At 64.5% G+C, this 24,021-nt stretch carries 27 protein-coding genes; 24 read left to right on the forward strand and 3 right to left on the reverse strand.

The annotated features are described in order from the left end of the window. The first annotated feature begins 197 nt into the window (after positions 1-197). Genes rluC through sppA form a run of 3 tightly spaced genes read left to right on the forward strand, consistent with a single transcriptional unit; the run spans position 198 to position 2,815 of the window. Positions 198-1,151 (forward strand): 23S rRNA pseudouridine(955/2504/2580) synthase RluC, encoded by a 954-nt coding sequence (gene rluC / locus ACUCV0_RS06570; RefSeq protein WP_434774694.1) that lies wholly within the window; start codon positions 198-200, stop codon positions 1,149-1,151. Then, entirely contained in the window at positions 1,144-1,830 is a 687-nt protein-coding gene (locus tag ACUCV0_RS06575) for an HAD-IA family hydrolase (RefSeq protein ID WP_313649672.1), read from the forward strand. Before rluC ends, ACUCV0_RS06575 begins: the two co-directional genes overlap by 8 nt. After that, positions 1,823-2,815, forward strand: coding sequence for a signal peptide peptidase SppA (gene sppA / locus ACUCV0_RS06580; RefSeq protein WP_271655615.1), 993 nt, complete (start codon positions 1,823-1,825; stop codon positions 2,813-2,815). Before ACUCV0_RS06575 ends, sppA begins: the two co-directional genes overlap by 8 nt. A gap of 21 nt (positions 2,816-2,836) precedes the next feature. Here sppA and ACUCV0_RS06585 read toward each other — a convergent pair whose 3' ends face one another. After that, positions 2,837-3,415, reverse strand: coding sequence for a Maf family protein (locus tag ACUCV0_RS06585; RefSeq protein WP_313649671.1), 579 nt, complete (start codon positions 3,413-3,415; stop codon positions 2,837-2,839). A 99-nt stretch (positions 3,416-3,514) separates the two neighbouring features. On the opposite strand from ACUCV0_RS06585, the gene ACUCV0_RS06590 reads away from it, so the two are divergent. The 13 genes from ACUCV0_RS06590 (at position 3,515) to ACUCV0_RS06650 (ending at position 13,512) form a co-directional block, all read left to right on the forward strand. After that, a complete protein-coding gene (locus ACUCV0_RS06590; protein WP_082696371.1) occupies positions 3,515-4,042 on the forward strand; it encodes a YceD family protein in 528 nt (175 codons plus the stop codon). Between the two features lie 10 nt (positions 4,043-4,052). Next, on the forward strand, positions 4,053-4,235 hold the full coding sequence (rpmF, locus tag ACUCV0_RS06595; RefSeq protein ID WP_010797729.1) for a 50S ribosomal protein L32: 183 nt from the start codon (positions 4,053-4,055) through the stop codon (positions 4,233-4,235). 24 nt (positions 4,236-4,259) lie between these two features. Continuing rightward, the gene (gene plsX / locus ACUCV0_RS06600; protein ID WP_482212583.1) at positions 4,260-5,231 is read left to right on the forward strand and encodes a phosphate acyltransferase PlsX; all 972 of its coding nucleotides are present in this window, start codon (positions 4,260-4,262) and stop codon (positions 5,229-5,231) included. Positions 5,232-5,313: 82 nt separating this feature from the next. Next, positions 5,314-6,249 (forward strand): ACP S-malonyltransferase, encoded by a 936-nt coding sequence (gene fabD, locus ACUCV0_RS06605; RefSeq protein ID WP_271655612.1) that lies wholly within the window; start codon positions 5,314-5,316, stop codon positions 6,247-6,249. Positions 6,250-6,264: 15 nt separating this feature from the next. Next, on the forward strand, positions 6,265-7,008 hold the full coding sequence (gene fabG, locus ACUCV0_RS06610; protein WP_059315736.1) for a 3-oxoacyl-ACP reductase FabG: 744 nt from the start codon (positions 6,265-6,267) through the stop codon (positions 7,006-7,008). A 167-nt stretch (positions 7,009-7,175) separates the two neighbouring features. Beyond that, the gene (gene acpP, locus ACUCV0_RS06615; protein WP_007160597.1) at positions 7,176-7,412 is read left to right on the forward strand and encodes an acyl carrier protein; all 237 of its coding nucleotides are present in this window, start codon (positions 7,176-7,178) and stop codon (positions 7,410-7,412) included. A gap of 137 nt (positions 7,413-7,549) precedes the next feature. Further along, a complete protein-coding gene (gene fabF / locus ACUCV0_RS06620) occupies positions 7,550-8,794 on the forward strand; it encodes a beta-ketoacyl-ACP synthase II (protein WP_059315735.1) in 1,245 nt (414 codons plus the stop codon). Then, entirely contained in the window at positions 8,794-9,606 is an 813-nt protein-coding gene (gene pabC / locus ACUCV0_RS06625) for an aminodeoxychorismate lyase (RefSeq protein ID WP_313649674.1), read from the forward strand. Before fabF ends, pabC begins: the two co-directional genes overlap by 1 nt. A gap of 3 nt (positions 9,607-9,609) precedes the next feature. After that, on the forward strand, positions 9,610-10,668 hold the full coding sequence (gene mltG / locus ACUCV0_RS06630) for an endolytic transglycosylase MltG (RefSeq protein ID WP_482212337.1): 1,059 nt from the start codon (positions 9,610-9,612) through the stop codon (positions 10,666-10,668). Then, on the forward strand, positions 10,665-11,303 hold the full coding sequence (gene tmk, locus ACUCV0_RS06635) for a dTMP kinase (protein ID WP_482212338.1): 639 nt from the start codon (positions 10,665-10,667) through the stop codon (positions 11,301-11,303). The genes mltG and tmk overlap by 4 nt, the downstream gene beginning before the upstream one ends. Further along, a complete protein-coding gene (locus tag ACUCV0_RS06640; RefSeq protein WP_313649667.1) occupies positions 11,296-12,279 on the forward strand; it encodes a DNA polymerase III subunit delta' in 984 nt (327 codons plus the stop codon). Before tmk ends, ACUCV0_RS06640 begins: the two co-directional genes overlap by 8 nt. A gap of 39 nt (positions 12,280-12,318) precedes the next feature. After that, positions 12,319-12,675, forward strand: a complete 357-nt coding sequence (locus tag ACUCV0_RS06645) for a PilZ domain-containing protein (protein ID WP_017641886.1) — start codon at positions 12,319-12,321, stop codon at positions 12,673-12,675. A 54-nt stretch (positions 12,676-12,729) separates the two neighbouring features. Beyond that, a complete protein-coding gene (locus tag ACUCV0_RS06650; RefSeq protein WP_482212339.1) occupies positions 12,730-13,512 on the forward strand; it encodes a TatD family hydrolase in 783 nt (260 codons plus the stop codon). A gap of 218 nt (positions 13,513-13,730) precedes the next feature. Here ACUCV0_RS06650 and ACUCV0_RS06655 read toward each other — a convergent pair whose 3' ends face one another. Then, positions 13,731-14,861 (reverse strand): aminotransferase class V-fold PLP-dependent enzyme, encoded by a 1,131-nt coding sequence (locus ACUCV0_RS06655; RefSeq protein ID WP_482212340.1) that lies wholly within the window; start codon positions 14,859-14,861, stop codon positions 13,731-13,733. 171 nt (positions 14,862-15,032) lie between these two features. Between ACUCV0_RS06655 and ACUCV0_RS06660 the strand changes: the two genes are divergently transcribed. The 4 genes from ACUCV0_RS06660 (at position 15,033) to ACUCV0_RS06675 (ending at position 17,962) form a co-directional block, all read left to right on the forward strand. After that, the gene (locus tag ACUCV0_RS06660) at positions 15,033-15,674 is read left to right on the forward strand and encodes a TetR/AcrR family transcriptional regulator (protein WP_007160588.1); all 642 of its coding nucleotides are present in this window, start codon (positions 15,033-15,035) and stop codon (positions 15,672-15,674) included. A gap of 63 nt (positions 15,675-15,737) precedes the next feature. Continuing rightward, complete coding sequence (locus ACUCV0_RS06665) at positions 15,738-16,706, forward strand: GTP 3',8-cyclase MoaA (RefSeq protein ID WP_482212341.1); 969 nt, start codon at positions 15,738-15,740, stop codon at positions 16,704-16,706. A gap of 69 nt (positions 16,707-16,775) precedes the next feature. After that, a complete protein-coding gene (locus tag ACUCV0_RS06670) occupies positions 16,776-17,390 on the forward strand; it encodes a DUF4823 domain-containing protein (RefSeq protein WP_313649725.1) in 615 nt (204 codons plus the stop codon). A gap of 11 nt (positions 17,391-17,401) precedes the next feature. After that, on the forward strand, positions 17,402-17,962 hold the full coding sequence (locus tag ACUCV0_RS06675) for a DUF1285 domain-containing protein (protein ID WP_482212342.1): 561 nt from the start codon (positions 17,402-17,404) through the stop codon (positions 17,960-17,962). A 32-nt stretch (positions 17,963-17,994) separates the two neighbouring features. On the opposite strand, the gene ACUCV0_RS06680 is transcribed toward ACUCV0_RS06675, so the two are convergent. Then, complete coding sequence (locus ACUCV0_RS06680; RefSeq protein WP_482212343.1) at positions 17,995-19,644, reverse strand: electron transfer flavoprotein-ubiquinone oxidoreductase; 1,650 nt, start codon at positions 19,642-19,644, stop codon at positions 17,995-17,997. A gap of 292 nt (positions 19,645-19,936) precedes the next feature. On the opposite strand from ACUCV0_RS06680, the gene ACUCV0_RS06685 reads away from it, so the two are divergent. The 4 genes from ACUCV0_RS06685 to ACUCV0_RS06700 all read left to right on the forward strand — a co-directional run bounded on the left by ACUCV0_RS06685 (position 19,937) and on the right by ACUCV0_RS06700 (position 23,913). After that, positions 19,937-20,689 (forward strand): electron transfer flavoprotein subunit beta/FixA family protein, encoded by a 753-nt coding sequence (locus tag ACUCV0_RS06685; protein WP_059315725.1) that lies wholly within the window; start codon positions 19,937-19,939, stop codon positions 20,687-20,689. Beyond that, the gene (locus tag ACUCV0_RS06690) at positions 20,689-21,618 is read left to right on the forward strand and encodes an electron transfer flavoprotein subunit alpha/FixB family protein (protein ID WP_059315724.1); all 930 of its coding nucleotides are present in this window, start codon (positions 20,689-20,691) and stop codon (positions 21,616-21,618) included. The genes ACUCV0_RS06685 and ACUCV0_RS06690 overlap by 1 nt, the downstream gene beginning before the upstream one ends. A 217-nt stretch (positions 21,619-21,835) precedes the next feature. Beyond that, complete coding sequence (locus ACUCV0_RS06695) at positions 21,836-23,269, forward strand: aminotransferase-like domain-containing protein (RefSeq protein WP_482212344.1); 1,434 nt, start codon at positions 21,836-21,838, stop codon at positions 23,267-23,269. Positions 23,270-23,376: 107 nt separating this feature from the next. Next, a complete protein-coding gene (locus ACUCV0_RS06700) occupies positions 23,377-23,913 on the forward strand; it encodes a hypothetical protein (protein ID WP_482212345.1) in 537 nt (178 codons plus the stop codon). Positions 23,914-24,021: the final 108 nt, after the last annotated feature.

The following is a 24,021-nucleotide window of genomic DNA, read 5'->3' on the forward strand; positions in this document are numbered from 1 at the left end:
CACTCACCCCCTTGGGCAGAGTCGGCGATCTGCTGGACGGCCAGACGTCCAGTGACTATTGCATTTGCAGCCTATATTCGCGGGCGGAATCGACGGCCTCGCGAGCGGCGCCATCCAGACAGGACTGATAACCGCCTCCGGACTATAGCAGCAAGCTTTAAGTGCTTCAAATAAGGGAAAATTGCTATCATTCGCCCATGACTAAGCCTTCCTCTCCCAGCACCGGCGTTCAACTGCTCGATGTGCCCGCCGACTATGCCGGCCAGCGTATCGACAACTTCCTGCGTACCCAGCTCAAGGGCGCGCCCAAGACCCTCATCTATCGCATCCTGCGCAAGGGTGAAGTGCGGGTGAACAAGGGCCGTATCAAGCCTGACTACCGCCTTCAGGCCGGTGACCAGATCCGGGTGCCGCCCCTGCGGCTGTCCGAGCCTGATGAGCCGGCACCTCTGGCCAGAGGACTGCTCGAGCGCCTGGAGGACTCCATCGTTCACGAGGACAAGGCCCTCATCGTCATCAACAAGCCGGCCGGCATCGCCGTGCACGGTGGCAGTGGCCTGTCTGGCGGCGTCATCGAAGTCTTTCGCCAGTTGCGTCCCGATGCCCGCGACATCGAGCTGGTACATCGCCTCGACCGGGATACCTCGGGACTGCTGATGATCGCCAAGAAGCGCAGCATGCTGCGTTTCCTGCACGAGCAACTGCGCGGCGACGGCGTGGACAAGCGCTATCACGCCCTGGTGCGCGGCCACTGGCCGGCGGCCAAGAAGAAAATCAATGCGCCGCTGCTGAAGAACACCCTCAGATCCGGCGAGCGCATGGTCGAAGTCAACGACGAGGGCAAGGAGGCGCTCACCGAATTTCGCGTCCTGCGCCGCTATGGCGAATTCGCCACCCTGGTCGAGGCGCGGCCGGTGACCGGCCGTACCCACCAGATCCGTGTCCATGCCCGTCATGCCGGACATGCCATCGCCGGCGATCCCAAGTACGGCGACGAGGCCTTTTCCCAGGAGATCCGCGACCTGGGTGGCAAGCGGCTGTTCCTGCATTCGGCGAGCCTGGTGATTCCGTTACCAGAAGGTGGCCAGCTGCGACTGGAAGCGCCGGTCGATAGCACCTGGAGTCAGACGCTGGAGCGTCTGGATGCCTGATTATCAGCTGCTGATCTTCGACTGGGACGGCACCCTGGCTGACTCCATCGGCCGGATCGTCGAAGTGATGCACGTGGCGGCCGAGACGCTTGGGCTGCCGCCTCGCAGCGATGTGGCCATCAAGGGCATCATCGGCCTGGAGCTGGTAGCGGCGATCCAGACCCTCTATCCACACCTGGTGACCCAGGCGCAGATCGAGGGCTTTCGCGATGCCTACAGTGCCGAATTCGTCCGTCGCGAGCAGGAGGCGTCGCCACTGTTTTCTGAGGTGATGAGTGGTCTGCAGCGCTTTCGCGCCCAGGGTTATCAACTGGCCGTGGCGACCGGAAAGAGCCGTCGTGGCCTGGCTCGCTCGCTGCAGCAGCATGGCCTAAGTGACTTCTTCGACATTACCCGCTGCGCCGACGAGGCGGCCGGCAAACCCGATCCGCAGATGGTGCAGGAGATCCTCGCCCATTGCGGCGTGGCGCCGGAGCGTGCCCTGCTGGTGGGTGATGCGGTGTTCGACCTGGAGATGGCCCGGCGCGCCGGGGTCGATGCGGTCGGGGTCGCCTATGGTGCCCAGCCGGTCGAGGTCCTGAGGGATTTCGGGCCGCGCCTGGTGATCGAAGCTTTCGCGGACCTGGCGCTATGGCTGGGTGACAATGTTGTGGTCAGGAGTGAGAGTGGGCATGGCTGACGAGTGGAAAGAAGACAGCGGGCGTGCGCGTCCGACGGACGACAAGACTTGGGCCCTGATCGAGAAGACCATGCTCGCCAGTGTGCGCGAGCAGCGGCGGGCACGGCGTTGGGGCATCTTTTTCAAGCTGCTGACCTTCGCCTATCTGATCGTCATGCTGGTGCTGTTCACGCCCCTGCTGTCCCTGGGCAAGAAGGGCGGGGTGACCGAGTCCGGCGCTCATACCGCGCTCATCGAACTCAAGGGCGTGATCGCTGATGACGAGAAGGCCAGTGCCGACAATGTCGTGACGGCGCTGCGCAAGGCCTTTGACGACAGCAACACCCGCGGTGTGGTGCTGCGTATCAACAGCCCGGGTGGCAGTCCGGTGCAATCCGGCTACATCTATGACGAGATCAAGCGCCTGCGTGGCCTGCATCCGGACATCAAGCTGTATGCGGTGATCACCGATCTGGGGGCCTCGGGTGCCTACTATGTGGCCAGTGCGGCCGATGCCATCTATGCCGACAAGGCCAGCCTGGTCGGCTCCATCGGCGTGACGGCGGCTTCCTTTGGCTTCGTCGGCACCATGGAAAAGCTGGGCGTGGAGCGGCGGGTCTACACCTCCGGCGAGCACAAGGCCTTCCTGGATCCCTTCCAGCCGCAGAAGCCCGAAGAAACCCGCTTCTGGCAGCAGGTGCTGGATACCACCCACCAGCAGTTCATCGACAGCGTCAAGAAAGGTCGCGGCGATCGCCTCAAGGTCGAGGGTCATCCGGAGCTGTTCTCCGGTCTGGTCTGGTCCGGCGAGCAGGCGTTGTCCCTCGGGCTGATCGATGGCCTCGGCAGCACCAGCTATGTGGCGCGGGACGTGGTCAAGGAGGAGCGCCTGGTGGACTTCACCCAGGAAGACTCTCCCTTCGATCGCTTTGCCAAGCGCCTGGGCGCCAGCGTCGCCGAGCGTCTTGCTCTCTATATGGGCTGGCAGGGTCCGATGCTGCGTTAGCCGGCATGGTCTGGGGGTGGCCTAAGGCACCTGCAGACCCGCTTCGCGCAGCAATGCGGTCAGGCGAATGAGGGGGAGGCCGATCAGGCTGGTCGGATCGTCCCCCTGCATGGCTTCGAAAAGGGCAATGCCGAGGCCTTCGGCCTTGAAACTGCCTGCGCAATCGTAGGGTTGCTCCGCCAGCAGGTAGCGGTCGATTGTCGCAGCATCCAGCGGCCGAAAGCGGACCTGGAAATCCACCACCTCGCTCCGGCATTCACCAGTCCGGCTGTCCAGCACCGCGAGGCCGGTATGGAACACCAGCGTCCGGCCACTGGCTCGGGCCAGTTGCTGGTGGGCACGGTCGTGGCTCAGGGGCTTGCCAAGAATCTCGCCCTCGATGGCGGTCGCCTGATCCGAGCCGATGACGAGCGTGTGGTCTGACTGGTCGCCCAGGGCGGCGGCCTTGAGTCTGGCCAGCCGCTCCACCAGATCGCGAGGGTGCTCGCCTGGTAGAGGCGTCTCATCGATATCGGGCGACTGGTGAGCGAAGGGCAGGCAGAGCCTTTCCAGCAATTGGCGGCGGTAAGGCGAGCTGGAAGCGAGTAGAATACGGGGCATCAGTTTGTTCTCGGGCGAGGTCGACCAAAGGTCGGTCGGAGTCGCTTCGGGGTTAATTTCCTTTGACAGCCGTAAGGCCGTCCCTATAATGGCGCGCTTATGTTGAATGGGCCAATTCCACCTCAGGTCGATCCTCGCAAATTGGCGGATCGCGGCGTAACCCTCAAGGGTGAGCTGCCTCTCGCGAACATGCGGCGTGTCGGCGAGCAGCTCGTGAAGTCCGAAGGCGCGGTAGCCGTCGTCCTCGACTTCGGGCGTGATCAACAGCGGCAGTACGTCATCCACGGTGTCCTCGATACCGAGGTCGAGATGATCTGCCAGCGTTGTCTGGAGCCGGCAGTGCTTCCCATCCACAGCGAATTCGATTTCGCCGTGCTCTGGGAGGGGCAGTCGGCCGATGCCTTGCCACAGGGATACGATGCCCTGGAGGTTGGTGAAGATCCGCTGGATCTGCATGGCTTGGTCGAAGAGGAGCTGCTGCTCGCTCTGCCGATCATCCCCGCGCATCCAGAAGGGGCTTGCCAGCATCCTGAAGGTTTCGAGGCGCCCGAAGAGCCGGCGGACGAGGAAAAGCGACCCAACCCGTTCAGTGTACTTGCGCAGTTGAAGCGTGACCCAAACGTTTAGGAGTTAAATCATGGCTGTTCAGCAGAACAAAAAATCCCGTTCCGCTCGTGACATGCGTCGTTCGCACGACGCTCTCGAACCGAACGCTCTGTCCGTGGAAAAGAGCACCGGTGAAGTTCACCTGCGTCACCACGTGTCGCCCGACGGTTTCTACCGCGGTCGCAAAGTGATCGACAAGGGTTCCGACGAGTAATCCTCGATCGAAATCGTCATCGCGATCGATGCAATGGGCGGGGACTTCGGTCCCCGCTGCATTGTTCCTGCTTCACTCAGCGCTCTCGAGCGTTTCCCCGCCTTACGTCTTCTCCTCTGTGGTCAGCGCGACGCCCTTTCGGCCTGGTCACCGCCTGCTTCCCTTGCCGCTCGCCTGGACTTCGAATACGTCGACTCCCTCGTCGGGCCTGACGAAAGACCCGCCACGGTGGTGCGCAGTCGCGCCCGTACCTCCATGCATGCCGCCCTCGAAGCGGTTCAGCACGGGCGTGCCCATGGCTGTCTGAGTGCCGGCAATACCGGTGCCTGGATGGCGCTCGCGCGGCTGTTGCTCGGGACGCTGCCGGGGATCGACCGGCCCGCCATGATGTCGGCGCTGCCGGGGCGGGGAGAGCATCAGACGCTGCTGCTCGATCTCGGCGCGAACCTGGACACCACAGCCGAGCAGCTGGTGCAGTTCGCCTGTCTGGGCGCGGGTGCGGCCCAGGCGCGCGGCCTGGCCCGGCCCAGGGTGGCGCTGCTCAATGTCGGGCGGGAGCCGGGCAAGGGCACGCCGGTGATTCAAGAGGCGGCGCGCCGCCTCGCCCAGAGTCCGGCGTTCGATTTCATCGGCTTCGTCGAGGGTAGCGATCTCTATGCCGCCGTCGCGGATGTGGTGGTCTGCGATGGCTTCACCGGCAACGCCGTGCTCAAGTCCGGCGAGGCCTTGCTGCGTCTGCTGGTCGAGCGCAGCGGCACGGCCTCCTGGCTCGAACGTCGGCTGCTGCAGCCCTGGCTGGCCCGGCGTTTTCGTCACTGGGATCCGGAGCTGCGCAACGGCGCGAGCTTTCTCGGCTTGAATGCGGTAGTGGTGAAGAGTCATGGCGCGGCAGGCGAAGTCGGTCTCGTTCAGGCCATCGAGCGCGCGCTGCGCGATGTGGAGACTGATCTCCCCGAGCGTATCCGGTTAAACTTGGCGGCTCTGAAAGCGGTGTGACCGACCGGTCGACACCGACATCTCAGTCTGTCAGTGGCGGAACCGCGGTTTCGCCGGCAATGGACCTACAAGAGACCTGCCTATGTCTGCCTCTCTCGCTTTCGTCTTTCCCGGTCAGGGTTCCCAGGCCCTGGGCATGCTGGGTGAGCTGGCCACGCACCACGCGCTGATCGGTGAAACCTTCGCGGAAGCATCCGCCGTCCTCGGCTATGACCTCTGGGCGCTGACCCAGCAGGGCCCCCAGGAGTCGCTCAACCAGACCGACCGTACCCAGCCCGCCATCCTGACCGCCTCCATTGCGCTCTGGCGGCTGTGGTTGGCTGAAGGAGGCGCCAAGCCCGCCTACGTTGCCGGTCACAGCCTGGGTGAGTATTCGGCGCTGGTCGCCGCCGGCAGCCTGCCGTTCGCCGAGGCGGTGCGCCTGGTGGCGCGTCGTGGTGAGCTGATGCAGCAGGCCGTCCCGGCCGGGCAGGGCGGTATGGCCGCCATCCTGGGCCTGGAAGACGCTCAGGTGCTGGCAGCTTGCGCCGAAGCCGCCCAGGGCGACGTCGTGAGTGCGGTCAATTTCAATGCCCCGGGCCAGGTGGTGATCGCCGGTTCCGCCGCTGCAGTGGAGCGCGCCATCGAGGCGTGCAAGGGGCTGGGTGCCAAGCGCGCCGTGGCCCTGCCGGTCAGCGTGCCCTCTCACTGCGAGCTGATGCGTCCGGCGGCGGAGCGTTTCGCCGAGGATGTGCGCGGCTGCAGCTGGAGCCAGCCGGAGATTCCGGTGGTGCAAAACGTCAATGCCGGCGTCAATACCGATCTGGCCAGCCTCCAGCAGGATCTGCTGGCTCAGCTGTACAGCCCGGTACGCTGGGTCGAATCCGTGCAGTACCTGGCTGCCCAGGGCGTCACCCATCTGGTGGAGTGTGGCCCCGGCAAGGTGCTGGCCGGTCTGAACAAGAGATGCGTCAAGGGCGTGGAAACGCTGGCCCTGGACACCCCTGATGCCTTCGCCGCCGCTCGTGCGGCTTTTTGAATCGAGGAAAACGAGATGAGTCTGCAAGGTAAGGTCGCCCTGGTCACGGGCGCCACGCGTGGCATCGGTCAAGCCATCGCCCTGGAACTGGGTCGGCTCGGCGCCACCGTGATCGGCACCGCGACCAGCGAGGCGGGCGCCCAGCGCATCGCCGAGTCGCTCAAGGCCAATGGCATCGAGGGCACCGGCCTGGTGCTCAATGTGTCCGACAACGCCTCCGTCGCGACCGCCCTCGAGCAGGTCCAGGCGCAATTCGGTGCCCCGTCGATCCTGGTCAACAACGCCGGCATCACCCGCGACAACCTGATGCTGCGGATGAAGGACGATGAGTGGTACGACGTGATCGATACCAACCTCAACAGCCTGTTCCGCCTCTCCAAGGCCGTGCTCAAGGGTATGACCAAGGGTCGCTGGGGTCGTATCGTCAGCATCGGTTCGGTGGTCGGGGCCATGGGCAACGCTGGTCAGGCGAACTATGCTGCCGCCAAGGCCGGCCTCGAGGGCTTCACCCGGGCGCTGGCTCGTGAGGTAGGTTCGCGCAACATCACCGTCAATGCCGTGGCGCCGGGTTTCATCGACACCGACATGACTCGTGAGCTGCCGGAAGCCCAGCGCACCGCGCTGCTGACCCAGATTCCTGCCGGTCGCCTCGGCCAGGCCGACGAAATCGCCAAGGTGGTCGGCTTCCTGGCCGGTGAGGGCGCTGCCTATGTGACCGGGGCCACGATCCCCGTAAACGGCGGAATGTACATGAGCTGACCGGCGTTACCCCCGCGCGGCTATTGCGCTAAGCTGGTAAACTGTCGGACCAGCAATGGCCGCGCATACGTCTTGATGTCGCGTCAGCTTGAAATTCGGAAATCCCTTTCTATACACTTACGCGCAATCCGTTGTGCGGATTTTTCCTTTAGGAGTGAGAACACGGTATGAGCACCATCGAAGAACGCGTTAAGAAGATCGTCGCTGAGCAGCTCGGCGTGAAGGAAGAGGAAGTTACCAACAGCGCTTCCTTCGTCGAGGATCTGGGCGCCGACTCCCTTGACACCGTCGAACTGGTGATGGCTCTGGAAGAGGAATTCGAGACCGAAATCCCGGACGAGCAGGCTGAGAAGATCACCACCGTCCAGGAAGCTATCGACTACATCGTTGCTCACCAGCAATAAGTAGCCGCTAGTTTCGGACACAAGAAGCCGCACGTCCTGTAGGGCGTGCGGCTTTTCTTTAGGTCGATGATCAAGATCGATGGAATCGGCTTTTTTAAAGTGGGGTGGCCGCCCCGGAAGGACAAGAGGAGTTGGGTGTGTCGCGTAGACGTGTCGTGATCACGGGTATGGGCATGGTATCGCCGCTTGGCGCCGACGTCGCGAGCAGCTGGGAGGGCATCCTGGCCGGTCGCAGCGGTATTGCGCCGATCGAGCATATGGACGTCTCTGCCTTCAGCACGCGGATCGGTGGATCGGTCAAGGGATTCGACGTGGAGCAGTATCTGTCCGCGAAAGAAGCCCGCAAGCTGGATCTATTCATCCAATACGGTCTCGCTGCCAGCTTCCAGGCCATGCGTGACAGCGGTATCGAAGTCAACGATGGCAATCGCGAGCGCATGGGTGTCGCCATGGGTTCCGGCATCGGCGGGCTGACCAATATCGAGGCGAATTGCCAGTCGCTGCTCGAACAGGGTCCGCGCCGTATTTCTCCCTTTTTCGTACCGGGCTCCATCATCAACATGGTGTCCGGTTTCCTGTCGATCCACCTGGGTCTGCAGGGTCCCAACTATGCCATCGCCACCGCCTGTACCACGGCGACGCACTGCATCGGCATGGCGGCGCGCAACATCGCCTACGGTGAGGCCGATGTCATGGTCGCCGGCGGTTCGGAGATGGCGACCTCGGGTCTGGGTCTTGGTGGTTTCGGCGCGGCTCGTGCCCTGTCGACCCGTAACGACGATCCGACCCGCGCCAGCCGTCCCTGGGACCGCGATCGTGACGGCTTCGTGCTGTCCGACGGTGCTGGCGCTCTGGTGCTGGAAGACTACGAGCACGCCAAGGCGCGAGGCGCTCGTATCTATGCCGAGCTGATCGGCTTCGGCATGAGCGCGGATGCCTTCCACATGACGGCCCCGCCGGAAGACGGCGCGGGCGCTGCCCGTTGCATGCGGGCGACGCTCAAGGACGCCGGCATCGCGCCGGAAGCGGTCGACTACGTCAATGCCCACGGCACCTCCACGCCGGCCGGCGACCTGGCCGAAGTGGCGGCCCTCAAGCAGGTGTTCGGCGAGCAGGCCAAGCGCCTGAGCGTGAGTTCCACCAAGTCCATGACCGGTCACCTGCTGGGCGCCGCTGGGGCGGTGGAAGCCATCTTCACGGTGCTTGCCCTGCGCGATCAGGTGGCCCCGCCCACCATCAACCTGGACAATCCCAGCGACGGCTGCGATCTGGACTTCGTGCCCCACGAGGCGCGTCAGCGGCCCATCGAAGTGGCGCTGTCCAATTCGTTCGGCTTTGGTGGCACCAACGGCAGCCTGGTGTTCCGGCGCTTCGACGCTTGATCCAGGACTGGCTCAACGGCCAACCGCTAACTCCTGGTCTGCAGCGCGACCGGGGCCTGGCCTACGGTGATGGGCTGTTCGAGACCATTGCCGTACGCCGGGGCCAGCCCCGCTTGCTGGAGCGTCATCTGCAGCGACTTGCCACGGGCTGCCAGCGATTGCGCATTCCCTGCGACCTCGCTCAGGTGGGTGCCGAGATCCAGGCCTATGCGGCGCTGCTGGGGGAGGGTGTCGCCAAGCTGCTGCTCACCCGGGGCGATGGCCTGCGCGGTTATGCGCCGCCAGCCGAGCCCGAGGTCCGGCGACTATTGCTGGCTTCACCCGCACCGGCCTATCCGGCGGCCCATGCTGCCGAGGGTATCGCCCTCTTTCCCTGCACCACACGTCTGGCCAGCCAGCCGCTGCTGGCCGGGCTCAAGCATCTGAATCGTCTCGAACAGGTCTTGGCTCGCGGGGAGTGGACCACCACCGAATATGCCGAAGGCCTGATGCTGGATCAGCACGGCAGACCGATCGAAGGCGTGTTCAGCAATCTGTTCCTGGTTCGCGAAGGCCGACTGCTGACCCCCGCGCTCGATCATTGTGGCGTGGCCGGCGTGATGCGCGGTCTGCTGATGGACCTCGCCGCCCAGGAGGGCATGCAGACCGCGGTCATGCCACTGTCCCTGGACGCGCTGTTCCAGGCCGACGAATTTTTTCTCTGCAACAGCCAGTACGGTATCTGGCCCGTGCGCCGGTACGCAGCGGCGAACTGGTCCGTGGGGCCGGTGACCCGTAAACTGCAAGGTTCGATAAACGAGATTCTGGAATAGCCGATGCGCAAGGCGAGAGCTCTGCTTACGGCGGTCTTGGCCGCTAGCGGCCTGCTGCTGGTCATGGCCGGTTGGCGCCAGCACCAGGCGCTGACTCAGCCGCTGAAGGTCGATGGTGAGCAACTGGTGGAGATCGCCAAGGGCGCGACGCCCGGCGGTACCCTGTTGCGCCTGGAAGAGGAGGGCGTGCTCGATGGCGCCTTCTGGCTGCGCCTGTACTGGCGCTTCAATCTAGCCGGGCAGACGCTACACAGCGGCGAATACCGCCTGACCCCCGGCATGACGGTGGAGCAGCTGTTCGGCCTCTGGCGCAAGGGCGAGGTAGTGCAGTATGGCCTCACCCTGGTGGAAGGCTGGAATTTCCGCCAGGTTCGCGCCGCTCTGGCCCGCCAGCCCAAGCTCGAGCACGACACCGCCGAACTGGACGATGCCGCCCTGATGAAGCGGCTGGGTCTGGACGGCGAGCATCCCGAGGGCCGCTTCTTTCCCGATACCTATCGCTATGTGAAAGGCCAGCGCGAGTCGGATCTGTTGCGCCAGGCCAATCAGCGCCTGCAGGCCGTGCTCGACCAGGAATGGCAGGAGCGTGATCCCGCGGTGCCCTACAAGGACGCCTACCAGGCACTGATCATGGCGTCGCTGGTGGAGAAAGAGACCGGCGTGCCCGAAGAGCGCGACGAGATCGCCGGGGTCTTCGTCCGGCGCCTGGCGGCCGGCATGCTGCTGCAAACCGATCCCACGGTGATCTACGGCATGGGCGAGCGCTACAACGGGCGCATCACTCGCGCGGATCTGCGCGAGCCTTCGCCCTACAACACCTATCTCAATGCGGGATTGCCGCCGACGCCGATCGCCATGCCGGGACGCGAGGCCATCCATGCGGCCCTGCATCCCAAGGACGGCGACAGCCTGTACTTTGTCGCCCGTGGTGATGGGAGCCACGTCTTCTCCAAGGATCTGGACGCGCACAACCAGGCGGTCCGGGAATTCCAGCTCAAGCGTCGCTCCGACTATCGCTCGAGCCCCGCCCCGCAGACGCCTGACAGCAAGGAAACCCCATGACCGCAAACGGCCTGTTCATTACCCTCGAAGGCCCGGAGGGCGCGGGCAAGAGCACCAACCGCGATTATCTCGCCGAACTCCTTGGCGCCACCGGCCGTGAAGTGGTGCTGACCCGCGAGCCGGGCGGCACGCCGCTGGCCGAGCGCATCCGCGAGATCCTGCTGGCGCCAGCGGCCGAACCCATGGCCGTGGATACCGAGTTGCTGCTGATGTTCGCCGCGCGCGCCCAGCATCTGGCCCAGGTCATCCGGCCTGCCCTGGCACGGAGTGCCCTGGTGCTGTGTGATCGTTTCGTCGATGCGACCTATGCCTACCAGGGCGGTGGCCGCGGTGTCCCCGTGGAGCGCATCGCCACCCTAGAGGCCTTCGTGCTGGGCGACCTGCAACCCGACCTGACCCTGGTGTTCGATCTGCCGGTGGAGATTGGCCTGGCCAGGGCGGCCCGCCGCGGTGCCCTAGACAGATTCGAGCAGGAGCAACGCGCCTTCTTCGAAGCGGTGCGCCAGACCTATCTGGACCGCGCCCAGGCCGTGCCGGCACGCTATCGCCTCATCGACGCCTCGCGCAGCCTGGCCGAGGTGCAGGCGGATCTGCGCGCCTTGGTCGCCACCCTGGAGCCGACGCTCGGTGGCTGACGTCTATCCCTGGCAGCAGGCGCTGTGGGCGCGGATCTGGCCCCGGCGGCAGCATCCCCACGCCTATCTGCTGCATGGTCCGCGTGGTATCGGCAAGCGTGACCTGGCCGAGCGCCTGGCCGCGCTGCTGCTGTGCCAGGCGCCCCAGGGTGATGCCGCCTGCGGCCAGTGCAAGGCGTGCTCGCTCCTGAAGGCAGGGACTCATCCCGATTACTGCGTGATTCAGCCGGAAGAGGCCGAAAAGCCCATCCGCGTCGATCAGATTCGCGCCCTGGTGGATTTCGTCACCCAGACCGCGCAGTTGGGTGGACGCAAGCTGATTCTCCTGGAGCCGGTCGAGGCGATGAACCTCAATGCCGCCAATGCCTTGCTCAAGAGTCTGGAAGAGCCCTCGGGCGCGACGGTGCTGCTGCTGGTGAGTCACCAGCCGAGTCGCCTGCTGCCCACCGTGCGCAGCCGTTGCGTGCAGCAGGCCTGCCCGGTGCCTTCGCGCGCCGAAAGTCTCGCCTGGTTGGGTGAGCGCCTGCCAGATCTCGAGCCGGAGATCCGCACCCAGTTGCTGGTGCTGGCCGGTGGCTCGCCGCTGGCAGCCCTGCGCCTGCATGGCGAAGACGTGCTCACCCGGCGAGCGCTAGTGGTGGAGGGGGTGAAGCGCCTGCTCAAGCGCCAGGCGGCGCCTAGCCAACTGGCCGAGAGCTGGAACGCCGTGCCCTTGCCGCTGCTGCTCGACTGGTTCTGCGAATGGACCCATGGCGTGCTGCGCCAGCAGTGGGGTGGCGTCGACGACGAGGCCGCGCCGGACATGGCCAAGGTGCTGGGTTATCTGGCCGAGAAGAGCGCGCCGCCCGCGGTGCTGGCGCTGCAGGAATGGCTGCATGCCGAGCGGCAGAAGGTGCTGGGCAAAGCCAACCTCAACCGCGTATTGTTGCTGGAATCGCTGTTGATCCGCTGGGCCGGCCTGGTGCCCGGACGCTAGCGATCCGCGCGTCCGTATTGCCTGTCTCGAGAGAATCTCATGAGTTTGCCGCAGAACCTGGGCCCCCGTAATGGCATCCTGTCCCTCACCATCAAGGACAAGTCGGTGCTTTATGCCGCCTACATGCCCTTCATCCGCAACGGTGGCCTGTTCATTCCGACGGGCAAGACCTACAAGCTGGGTGACGAGGTCTTCATGTTGCTGAACCTGATGGACGAACCGGACAAGATCCCGGTCGCCGGCAAGGTGGTCTGGATCACCCCCAAGGGGGCCCAGGGCAATCGTGCCGCCGGGGTCGGCGTGCAGTTCAACGAAGGCGACAATACCGCGCGCAACAAGATCGAAACCTATCTGGCCGGCTCCCTGAAGTCGGACCGTCCCACCCATACCATGTGAGGCCGTCGCCGTCCCGCTCGGGGCGGGGCGTCTTCCGATTCAAGGCTATTTCTCGTGCACTTCGTCGACTCCCACTGTCACCTGGATCGACTCGATCTTTCCCTTCATGACGGCTCCCTGGATGCAGCGCTGGATGCCGCGCGCGCCCGTGGCGTCAGCCAGTTCCTCTGCATTGGCGTCGATGCCGGCAATGCACCCACGGTGCAGGCCCTGGCCGAGCGCTATGCCGACGTCCACTGCGCGGTGGGCATTCACCCACTGGATGCCGCCCAGGGCAGCGCCATCGATCTCGACTGGTTGCTGGAACGGCTGGCCCATCCCCGCGTTGCCGCTATCGGCGAGACCGGGCTGGACTACCACTATCAGCCGGATACCGCCGAGATCCAGCAGCGGTCCTTCGCCCTGCACCTGGAGGCGGCCCGCCGTACGGCACTGCCCCTGGTGATCCATACCCGGGAAGCGCGCGCCGACACCCTGGCGATGCTTGGCGCCGCCGATCTGCCAGGCGCCGGGGTGCTGCACTGCTTCACCGAGGATTGGGCGACGGCCAAGGCCGCCCTGGATCTGGGTTTCTACATCTCCTTTTCCGGCATTCTGACCTTTCGCAATGCGGCCGAGCTGCGCGAAGTGGCCCGTCAGGTACCGGCCGATCAACTGCTGGTGGAAACAGACTCGCCCTATCTGGCCCCGGTACCCCACAGAGGCAAGGCGAACCTGCCACAATTCGTGGTCGAGGTCGCCCAGTGCCTGGCCGATGTACGTGGCGTCAGCCTGGAGACGCTGGCCGAGCAGACCACGGCCAACTTCCGCCGGCTGTTTCCCCGCGCCACCCTCTAGGCAAAAAAATGGCCCGGGTATCCTGGGATACCCGGGCCGGACCAGCGGTTCGCCTAGACGGAGGACCGCCTGCCTGGCCCGCGTCGCGGGGGTCGACACGGCCAGTCACTTGAGTATTGGTCAGCGCGGGGAAAGGTCCAGCCTGAGCTGGACATTTTTTAAACAGTTTTGGAATAGCACTGCCCTGGTACTGCCGGTCTCAGACCTTTCAGGGCGCTTCAGAAGCGTGCCAGCGCACCGACCAGGTCCAGCGTCTGCTCCAGCACGTGCTCGCTGGTGTAGAAGTGCGGCGACAGCCTGATGCCCGGACCACGTTGGGCGCAGACCACATCGGCGGTCTTGAGGCGCTCGAACAGCTGGCGATTGTCCCAGCCTTCGAGGGAGAAGGTGAGGATTCCGGAACGCCGCTGTGGGTCGGCCGGCGAATGCAGGATGGCACCGGGCAGGCGGCGAATGTGGCTGTCCAGCAGTTCGATCCGCGCCAGCAGATCCTGACCCACCTGCTGCATGCCGGCATCTTCCAGCAGCGATAGGCTGGCCTCCAGCGCCACCGCCCCGAGCATGTTGGGGCTGCCGCACTCGAAGCGCATCGCCGTCTTCGCCGGCTGCCATTCGCGCTGGCTGTAGTCGCCGGCGTTGTCCAGCATGTGCCAGCCGTATTCGTGCAGCTTCAGCTGCTCGCGCAGATCGGCGCGGCAGTAGAAGACCCCCAGGCCTTCCGGACCCAGCATCCACTTGTGGCCGTCGGCCATGGCGAAGGCGCAGTTGCAGGCCTGGACATCGAAGGGCAGGGCGCCCAGCTGCTGGATGGCATCGACGCAGAGCAGTACGCCCTTGGCCTCGCAGCCCTGGCCCAACTGAGGCAGATCCAGTCGCAGGCCACTGGCGTATTGCACGGCGCTGATGGCCATGAGCCGAGTGCGCGGGCCGCAGGCGGCCAGCAGATTGGCTTCTGGCGTCTCGCCCAGACTGACTTCCACTACCTCGACGCCAAAGCGTGCCAGGGCTTCCCAGACGACCCGATTGGAGGGGAACTCCTCGTCGCTGATCACCACCTGGTCACCGCTCTGCCAGTCCAGGCCGAAAGCGACAAAGGAGAGTGCCTCGGAGGTGTTCTTCACCAGGGCGATGTCGCTGCTGGCCGGCGCATTGAGCAGGCGGGTCAGGCGGTCACGCAGGCGCTGTTCCAGGACGAGCCAGGTCGGATAGTTGCGCGCGCCGTATTGGCAGTTCTCGGCGGCGAATTCGGTGACGGCCTGCGCGGCGCGCTTGGGCCAGGGGGCCACGGCCGCGTGGTTGAGGTACCGCATGGCGTAGGCCTGAGGGAATTCGTGCTTCCAGGAAGACATTGACTCGATCCGTACAATCTGGGTGTGATGGGGCATAATAAGGGGCGCGCCCGCGCGGTTCACCGATACTCTCGGTGGAGCTCGCCCAAGGTGTGACGAAGTGCCGGTATGCCGAGGGGCAACCGACGATTCGAAGGCCCTATCCCTTTTCAAAACAACAAGTGGGCTGCCATGCAGAAAGAATCCCGCAAAGTCCGCGAGTTCCGTCGCCGCGAACAGGAAATCCTCGATACCGCGCTGCAACTCTTTCTCTCCGAAGGAGAAGACAGCGTCACCGTCGAGATGATCGCCGAGGCGGTCGGTATCGGCAAAGGCACCATCTACAAGCATTTCAATTCCAAGGCCGAGATCTATCTGCGGTTGATGCTGGATTACGAACGGGACCTTGCCGAGCTGTTCCAGTCGGACAACGTCGCCCGGGACCGCGAAGCGCTCTCCCGCGCCTATTTCGAATTCCGCATGAGCGATCCACAGCGCTATCGGTTGTTCGATCGGCTCGAGGAAAAGGTGGTCAAGACGCGGCAGGTACCCGAACTGGTCGAGCAGCTGCACAGCATCCGCACCTCCAACTTCCAGCGGCTGACCAGCCTGATCGAGGGCCGGATCGACGAAGGCAAGCTCGAGGACGTGCCTCCCTATTTCCACTACTGCGCCGCCTGGGCGCTGGTGCACGGGGCCGTGGCCCTTTACCATTCGCCCTTCTGGCGCGACGTGCTGGAGGATCAGGAGGGTTTCTTCCAGTTCCTCATGGAGATCGGCGTTCGCATGGGCAACCGCCGGAAGCGAGATGTCGAAACGCCTGTCCGATCCTAGGGTCCGATAGAGGCAAGGGATGCCGTGCCATCCCTTTTCTCTTGTCTTATTGGAGTTCCCAAGATGATCGTTGACCGCCAGGGTAGGGCGTTTCGCAACTTGCGGATCAGCCTCACGGCGGCCTGCAACTATGCCTGTACGTATTGCGTGCCCAACGGCAAGCGACTCGTGGCTGCGCAGGACGAGCTCAGTGCCGACACCATGGCTCGCGGGGTGGAATACCTCATCGATGCCGCGGGGATCGAGCGTCTGCGCATCACGGGGGGCGAACCCCTGGTCACGCCGCGGCTGGAGCCCTTTCTTGCCCGCGTCGCCCAGCTCGGCCTCAAGGACATCAGCCTGACCACCAATGGCCAGCTGCTGCCGCGCAAGCTCGATTTCCTCATCGACCACGGCATCCGCCGTCTGAACGTTTCGCTCGATACCCTCGATGCCGAGGCCTTTCCGCGCCTGGCGCGCGGTGGTGACCTGGCCACGGTATTAGCCGGGCTCGAAGCGGCGCGTGCCGCGGGCCTCAAGATCAAGCTCAACATGGTACCGCTGCGGGGCCAGAACCTCGATCAGGTGCTGCCGCTGCTGGAGTACTGCCTGAAGCGCGGTTTCGAACTCAGATTCATCGAGCTGATGCGCATGGGGCATCTGGCCAAGGATTCCGTGCACTTCAACAACCAGCTGGTGCCACTGGCGGAATTGCTGGAGATCATCGGTTCGCGCCATGCCTATGTGCAGGCCGATGCACCGGTGGACTCCACCGCCTTGCGCTATCGCGTCGAGTCGGGTGGTCACTTCGGCATCATCGCCAACGAAAGCGTCCCCTTCTGCCGGACCTGCTCGCGGCTACGGCTGTCGTCCACCGGCTGGCTGCACGGCTGCCTGTCGTCCAGCAACCGCCACTATGTCGGCGATCTGCTGGACAAGCCCAGGCATCTGGCCCTGCCGGCCCTGCAGCGGCTGCTGGTCAAGGCGCTGGGGGACAAGCAGGACGTGGCCTTCTCCGGTGGCGTGACGGTGATGAAGATCATCGGCGGCTAGCAACTGGCGCGAAAGCTGCTAAGGCCCCTGTATCGACGGCATCTTGGCGCCGGACAGGGGCTCTGTTCCATGGTTAATCTGCGTTTTCTGGTCATTTCGGTTTTGCTGAGCTGCCTGGGCGGCTGCATGAACGTCAGTGACATGGCGTCCGGCGTTGAATATCACCTGCGTGATGCAGGGCTGCTCGATTACAGCAAGACCCAGCGGCTGAACAACTTTCGCTTGCAGGCCGACTCCTATATCTACATAGCCCAGGGCGCCTTCGTGCCCGTGGGCCATCCCTACGCCCGCCCGAACGTGGTAGCGGAAGAGGCCTTCAAAGGCTTTGTGGAATACTTCCCGCGGGTAAGGCGCGCGGACAAGCCCGAGGGCTTCGACGAAGCCATGGCCAAGGCCCGGCAACTGGGCGCGCACTATGTGCTCTACACCCGCTTCGCCGGGGCGGATGACCGCATCGGTACCTGGGAGGAATGGGAAGATCAGGATGATATCGGACGAGTAGGCCGCGACCGCAGCGTCGTCCAGATGATGCTGGTGGAGACCGCTACCTTCCGCCTGGTGGACACAGCGCGGATCCGCAGCCGTGGCGGCTTCTTGACGTTCTATGATGAGCGTCCGGAAGACCTGCTCGGTCCGGCGCTCAATGAATATGCCCAACGTCTACTCGGCTTGGGCACCCGGTAGAGGAGAAGGGAGTGACCCAGATTGACGTGACGCGGAATCTGCTGGCGCAGCTGCCAGTCGCCGAGGACGGCAAGCTGCCGCCCGTGGACCTCTGGCATCCGCCCTTCTGTGGCGATATCGATATGCGCATCGCCCGTGATGGGACCTGGTACCACCAGGGTACGCCCATCACCCGACCAGCGATGGTGCGCCTGTTCTCCACCATCCTGAGGCGCGATCCCGAGCGCTACGTGCTGGTCACGCCGGTGGAGTGCGTGGGCATCCAGGTCGAGGATGTGCCCTTTCTGGCCGTGGATGTCGAGTGGAGCGGCAGCGGCCGGGACCAGGTCCTGGATTTCCTCACCAACGTCGGGGATCGGGTCACCGCTGGCGCCGAGCATCCGCTGCGCTTCGCCGAGCAGGATGACCAGCCGGCACCCTATGTACAGGTGCGCGGTGGGCTGGAAGCACGGCTCAATCGGGCGGTCTTCTACCGACTGATGGACAGGGTCGAGGAGGGCACCTACGAGGGTAAGGCCTGGCTTGGGCTCTGGAGCCGCGGAGTGTTCTTTCCCGTTGCGGCTGCCGGATAGCAAAAGGGCCCCTCGGGGCCCTTTTGCATAGCTTACATGTTGGGGTAGTTGGGTCCGCCACTGCCTTCCGGCGCCACCCAGGTGATGTTCTGCGCGGGGTCCTTGATGTCGCACGTCTTGCAGTGGACGCAGTTCTGGGCATTGATCTGGAAGCGAGGCTCGCCGCCATCCCGGACCACCTCGTAGACCCCGGCGGGGCAGTAGCGCTGCGCCGGCTCGTCATATAGCGGCAGGTTCTGCGCGATGGGGATCGACGGGTCCTTCAGCTTCAGATGGACCGGCTGGTCTTCTTCGTGGTTGGTGTTGGAGAGGAATACCGAGGACAGCTTGTCGAAGCTCAGCTTGCCGTCCGGCTTGGGATAGCTGATGCGCGGCGCCTCGTCGGCCTTCTTCAGGCAGGTATGGTCCATGCGCCGATCGTGCAGGGTGAAGGGCAGGGCGCCACCCAGCAGGTTGTGTTCGACGAAGGCGAAGGCCGGGCCCAGCAGCGGGCCGAACTTGTGCATGGCCGGACCGAAGTTGCGGCTGGCATGGAGTTCTTCCTGTACCCAGCTGCCCTTGAAGCCATCCACGTAACCCTGGAGTTCGTCACCCTCGCGACCGGCAGCCAGGGCGGTGACGATGGCGTCGGCGGCGAGCATGCCGGACTTCATCGCGGTATGGCTGCCCTTGATCTTGGCCGGGTTCAGGGTGCCGAGGTCGCAGCCGATCAGGGCGCCGCCCGGGAAGACCATCTTCGGCAGGGAATTTAGGCCGCCCTTGACCAGGGCGCGGGCGCCATAGGAGACGCGCTTGCCGCCTTCCAGGTACTGGGCCACCACCGGGTGGTGCTTGTAGCGCTGGAATTCGTCGTAGGGTGAGAGGTGCGGGTTGCTGTAGGCCAGGTCGACGATCAGACCGACCACTACCTGGTTGTCTTCCAGGTGATAGAGGAAGGAGCCACCCGGATTCTCCTTGTCCAGCGGCCAGCCGGAGGTATGGATCACCAGGCCCTGCTCGTGCTTGGCCGGATCGATCTCCCACAGCTCCTTGATGCCGATGCCGTAGTGCTGCGGATCGGCGCCCTCGCCAAGCTTGAATCTCTGGCCGAGCTGTTTGCCCAGATGGCCACGGCAGCCTTCGGCGAACAGGGTGTACTTGCCGCGCAGCTCCATGCCGGGGGTGTAGACGCCGTCCTTGGGCTGGCCTTCGCGATCCACGCCCAGATCGCCGGTAATGATGCCGCGTACCACGCCCTGATCATCGATCAGCGGTTCCTGGGCGGCGAAGCCCGGATAGATCTCCACGCCCAGGGCCTCGGCCTGCTGACCCAGCCAGCGGCAGAAATTGCCCAGGGAGATGATGTAGTTGCCCTCGTTGTGCATGGGCTTGGGCACGAAGAAGTTGGGAACCTTGGTGGCCTGGCGATCGTCCTTGAGCAGGTAGATGTCGTCGCGCTTGACCGGAGTGTTAAGCGGCGCACCCAGTTCCTTCCAGTTGGGAAAGAGCTCGTCCAGGGCGCGGGGTTCGAAGACGGCGCCGGAGAGAATGTGGGCACCGACCTCGGAGCCTTTCTCGACCACGCACACACTGATTTCCTGGCCGTTTTCGGCGGCCTGCTGCTTGAGGCGACAGGCCGCGGACAGGCCCGCGGGGCCGGCCCCGACGATCACCACGTCGAATTCCATGTATTCGCGTTCCACGGCTCACTCTCCTCAGGCAAAACTCACGATCTGGTTATTTATGTAGGGGTGCAACAAAAGACTTCATTATATCCGGCGTGCTCCCTGACACCCATTCAAACGTTTGTTTAAATTTTCTGCAAGCCTGTTAGACTCGGGAGTTACTGGCCCCTGACGGACTGTCGCGTTGACCCCTGCTGCCGTGGAGGTCAACATAGGAAAGATTTGCAACAAGGTTGGATCGGCAGGGGTCGTGTCCAACGCAAGGCCGCCTTGGCGTCCTGTTTATTCACCAGAATAAATCGAGGGATTCATGAAGGTTCTCGTAGCTGTCAAACGCGTGGTGGACTACAACGTCAAGGTCCGCGTCAAGGCCGACCAGAGCGGTGTCGACCTGGCCAACGTCAAGATGTCCATGAACCCCTTCTGCGAGATCGCCGTGGAAGAAGCGGTGCGCCTGAAGGAAAAGGGTATCGCCAGCGAGATCGTGGTCGTGACCGCGGGTCCGGCCCAGGCGCAGGAGCAACTGCGTACCGCCCTGGCACTGGGCGCCGATCGCGCCGTGCTGATCGACACCGGTACCGCCGAGCTGTCGTCGCTCACCACGGCCAAGCTGCTCAAGGCGGTGGTCGACAAGGAACAGCCCCAGCTGGTGATCCTTGGCAAGCAGGCCATCGACAGCGACAACAACCAGACCGGCCAGATGCTGGCCGCCCTGACTGGCTTCGCCCAGGGTACCTTCGCCTCCAAGGTGGAGCAGGCGGGTGACGGCCTCAACGTGACCCGCGAGATCGATGGCGGTCTGCAGACTGTATCGCTCAAGCTGCCGGCGGTGGTCACCACCGACCTGCGCCTGAACGAGCCGCGCTACGCCTCGCTGCCCAACATCATGAAGGCCAAGAAGAAGCCGCTGGAAACCCTGACCCCGGACGCCCTGGGCGTGGCGGTGAACGCCTCTTACGAGGTGGTCAAGGTAGAAGCCCCGGCAGGCCGTCAGGCGGGCATCAAGGTCAAGTCCGTGGCCGAACTGGTCGAAAAACTCAAGAACGAAGCGAAGGTGATCTGATGGCCATTCTCGTCATTGCCGACCACGACAACGCCAACCTCTTTGGCGCCACCCTGAATACCGTGGCCGCGGCCCAGGCCATCGGCGGCGACATCCATGTGCTGGTCGCCGGCCAGAATGCCCAGCCGGTCGCCGAGGCCGCCGCCAAGATCGCTGGCGTCAGCAAGGTGCTCCTGGCCGACAACGCCGCCTATGCCCACCAGTTGCCGGAGAACGTCGCGCCGCTGGTGGTCGAGCTGGCCGCCAACTATGGCCATGTCCTGGCCGCCGCCAGCACCAATGGCAAGAACTTCCTGCCGCGTGTGGCCGCGCTGCTGGACGTCGACCAGATCTCCGAGATCATCGCCGTCGAATCCGCCGACACCTTCAAGCGGCCGATCTATGCCGGTAACGCCATCGCCACCGTGCGCTCCACGGCGCCGGTCAAGGTGATCACCGTGCGCGCCACCGGTTTCGATCCGGTCGCCGCCGAGGGTGGTTCCGCCGCCATCGAAGCCGTGAGCCTGGTCAAGGACGCTGGGGTTTCCAGCTTCGTCGGCGAAGAGCTGGCCAAGTCCGATCGTCCCGAGCTGGGCGCCGCCAAGGTGGTGGTCTCCGGTGGTCGTGGGCTGCAGAACGGCGACAACTTCAAGATCCTCTACGCCCTGGCCGACAAGTTGGGCGCTGCGGTAGGTGCCTCGCGCGCCGCGGTGGACGCCGGTTTCGTGCCCAACGACATGCAGGTCGGCCAGACTGGCAAGATCGTCGCCCCCCAGCTGTACATCGCCGTCGGCATCTCCGGTGCCATCCAGCACCTGGCAGGCATGAAGGATTCCAAGGTGATCGTCGCCATCAACAAGGACGAGGAGGCGCCGATCTTCCAGGTGGCCGACTATGGCCTGGTGGGTGATCTGTTCGAGCTGATCCCGGAGCTGGAAAAGGCCATCTGAGGTTTTTCGCCAGCCAAGAGCCCGCCCTTTGGCGGGCTTTTTCATGGGCGCGGCAAGCCTCTCGGCAGAGCCCTTGGCGTCAAAGAGGGGTGCGCCGGTTCCTTGTCGTTTTTGGACATTGCCGCCCCGGGAAGGGAAGCGTTAAGGTCGAGGCTAGCTGTACCGGTATACCTCCAGAATAGCCTGCTACTGTTCCGCTCTCGTCCAGGAAGACGCCATGACCAACCTGTTGCTCTATCAGCGCATCGCCCAGCAATTGGCGAACGATATCCGCACAGGGGTCTACAAGCCCGGCGAGCGGGTGCCGTCGGTGCGCAAGCTGAGTCAGCAACTGGGCGTGAGCCATGCCAGTGTCCTGCAGGCCTATGCCACCCTGGAAGACCAGGGGCTGATCCGTGCCCGACCGCAGTCGGGATTCTATGTGCACCAGACTCCGGCGCTGACCGCGCCGACGCCGGACATCGCCACGGTGGAGCGGCCCAGTCTGGTGACCCGCGCGGGCATCATCAGTCAGGTCCTGGCCGAATCGCGTCGCGAAGGCGTGGTGCCCCTGGGCATGGCCGTGCCCCAGACCGATTACCTGCCGCTGCGGGCGCTGCACCAGCAACTGTCCAAGGTCACCCGCTTCCAGGCCCGCGCGGCTTTCTCCTACCTGCACAGTCCGGGCTTTGAGCCCCTGCGCCGTCAGGTGGCGATCCGCCTGCGCGATGCCGGGGTGGTGGTGAGTCCGGAGGAGGTGGTGATCACCCACGGCTGCGTGGATGCCCTGCAGATGTCGCTGCGGGTGCTGACCAAGCCAGGCGATCTGATCGCCACCGAGTCGCCGTCCTACTATGGCCTCCTGCAGCTGGCCGAGGTGCTGGGCCTCAAGGTGATCGAGATTCCCTGCGATCCCGAAACCGGTCTCAGCGTCGAAGCGCTACAGCTGGCGGCGAGCCAGTGGCCGGTCAAGGCCCTGGTGGTGACCCCGCGACTGAGCAATCCCCTGGGTGGCAGCATGCCCGAAGCGCGGCAGAAGCAGCTGCTCAGGCTGGCGGCGGAGCGCAACATCGCCATCGTCGAAGACGACATCTATGGGGAGCTGACCTACGAAAGCGGCTCCAAGGCGCTCAAGGCCCTCGACAAGCAGGGACGCGTCATCTACTGCTCGAGCTTTTCCAAGACCCTGTCGCCCGGCGTCCGTATCGGCTGGGTGGTGGCCGGGCCCTATCAGGAGGACATCTGCCGACTGCAGACCTTCACCACCCATTCGGCCTGCAGCGTGACCCAGATGGGCGTTTCCGCCTATCTGGAGAACGGTGGCTACGACCGCCACCTGCGCGCCATCCGCCAGGAGTACCGGCGCAACATGACCGCTTTCCAGCTGGCGATCCAGGAGCATTTCCCCGAGGGCACCCAGATGAGTCGGCCCAAGGGTGGCTTCATCCTCTGGGTCAGCCTGCCGGTGCGGGTGGATACCCGCCTGCTGCACCAGCGGGCCCTGGATCAGGGGGTGAGCATTGCCCCGGGCATGATCTTCAGCAACACCGACCAGTTCAACCACTGCATCCGCCTCAATTGCGGTCTGCCCTGGGGGCGCGATGCCCAGCGGGCGCTGATGACCCTCGGCCTGCTCGCTCGTCAGCTCTGCCAGGAAACCCTGGCCGCCTAGCGGCGCTTCTGGAACCCGGTTCGCGGCCGGCGGGTCGGTTGTAGTAGCTGACTCCTGTCGCGCCCGCCGCTCCGGTCGAGGCGCCTTGCCTTGCTGATGGTGGACCTATGCGTGCATACCTGGCGATGATGGTGACGGCGGTGGCTCTTTCGCTGGTCGGTTGCGACAACGACGCGCCACCAAAGACCGCTAAGGCCCCAGCCGCGCCGGCTGCCGCTCCGGCACCCGCACCTGCCGCGCCACCCGTGGCAAGTGCGGCGCAAGGTAGTGCGGCGGACCTGCGTGCCCTGCGTCTGGACCCCTTGCCAGCCAAGGCCTTCGTGCTAACCGCGCCGCCACTGAAAAAGCGGGACCTGGCGAAGAACAGTCAACTCAAGAAACCTGCCGCGCCCAAGGCGCCACCGGCCGCAGCCCATCCTCTCGACCTCAGCATGCCGGGTGAAGTCGAGGCGCCCCAGGCGCTGACGTCACGCCGCGTCGCGCCCAAGAAGGCCGAGAACACCGTTGCCGAAGCCAACTTGCTGCCACAGCTGTTTCGCGGCAAGGATGACCCTGGCCGTTTCGAGCTGGGCGGGCGGGTCATCAGCCGGGATCGCAGCGACGATTTCGAAGGGGCCGAGGTCGAGTTGCGCTTTCGACGCTAACCCGCTGCAGCTGGCTTGCCATTGTTGAACACCCGTCCGGAACTTAGTCGCCTGGATGCTTGCCGACAGTTCAGGTGGCGGACACGTCGTCTGCCTGGATTCGGGAGC

It is taken from the genome of Pseudomonas sp. VMV1 (assembly GCF_056790235.1).

Bases quoted from the DNA above. Each gene is read 5' to 3' on its own strand.
- ACUCV0_RS06700 (WP_482212345.1), top strand. From the start codon at position 23,377: ATGCGTGCATACCTGGCGATGATGGTGACGGCGGTGGCTCTTTCGCTG.
- fabG (WP_059315736.1), top strand. From the start codon at position 6,265: ATGAGTCTGCAAGGTAAGGTCGCCCTGGTCACGGGCGCCACGCGTGGC.
- tmk (WP_482212338.1), top strand. From the start codon at position 10,665: ATGACCGCAAACGGCCTGTTCATTACCCTCGAAGGCCCGGAGGGCGCG.
- ACUCV0_RS06575 (WP_313649672.1), top strand. From the start codon at position 1,144: ATGCCTGATTATCAGCTGCTGATCTTCGACTGGGACGGCACCCTGGCT.
- sppA (WP_271655615.1), top strand. From the start codon at position 1,823: ATGGCTGACGAGTGGAAAGAAGACAGCGGGCGTGCGCGTCCGACGGAC.
- mltG (WP_482212337.1), top strand. From the start codon at position 9,610: ATGCGCAAGGCGAGAGCTCTGCTTACGGCGGTCTTGGCCGCTAGCGGC.
- ACUCV0_RS06670 (WP_313649725.1), top strand. From the start codon at position 16,776: ATGGTTAATCTGCGTTTTCTGGTCATTTCGGTTTTGCTGAGCTGCCTG.
- ACUCV0_RS06590 (WP_082696371.1), top strand. From the start codon at position 3,515: ATGTTGAATGGGCCAATTCCACCTCAGGTCGATCCTCGCAAATTGGCG.
- ACUCV0_RS06585 (WP_313649671.1), bottom strand. From the start codon at position 3,415: ATGCCCCGTATTCTACTCGCTTCCAGCTCGCCTTACCGCCGCCAATTG.
- ACUCV0_RS06660 (WP_007160588.1), top strand. From the start codon at position 15,033: ATGCAGAAAGAATCCCGCAAAGTCCGCGAGTTCCGTCGCCGCGAACAG.
- ACUCV0_RS06655 (WP_482212340.1), bottom strand. From the start codon at position 14,861: ATGTCTTCCTGGAAGCACGAATTCCCTCAGGCCTACGCCATGCGGTAC.
- rpmF (WP_010797729.1), top strand. From the start codon at position 4,053: ATGGCTGTTCAGCAGAACAAAAAATCCCGTTCCGCTCGTGACATGCGT.
- ACUCV0_RS06690 (WP_059315724.1), top strand. From the start codon at position 20,689: ATGGCCATTCTCGTCATTGCCGACCACGACAACGCCAACCTCTTTGGC.
- fabD (WP_271655612.1), top strand. From the start codon at position 5,314: ATGTCTGCCTCTCTCGCTTTCGTCTTTCCCGGTCAGGGTTCCCAGGCC.
- rluC (WP_434774694.1), top strand. From the start codon at position 198: ATGACTAAGCCTTCCTCTCCCAGCACCGGCGTTCAACTGCTCGATGTG.
- ACUCV0_RS06685 (WP_059315725.1), top strand. From the start codon at position 19,937: ATGAAGGTTCTCGTAGCTGTCAAACGCGTGGTGGACTACAACGTCAAG.
- ACUCV0_RS06695 (WP_482212344.1), top strand. From the start codon at position 21,836: ATGACCAACCTGTTGCTCTATCAGCGCATCGCCCAGCAATTGGCGAAC.
- ACUCV0_RS06645 (WP_017641886.1), top strand. From the start codon at position 12,319: ATGAGTTTGCCGCAGAACCTGGGCCCCCGTAATGGCATCCTGTCCCTC.
- ACUCV0_RS06665 (WP_482212341.1), top strand. From the start codon at position 15,738: ATGATCGTTGACCGCCAGGGTAGGGCGTTTCGCAACTTGCGGATCAGC.
- acpP (WP_007160597.1), top strand. From the start codon at position 7,176: ATGAGCACCATCGAAGAACGCGTTAAGAAGATCGTCGCTGAGCAGCTC.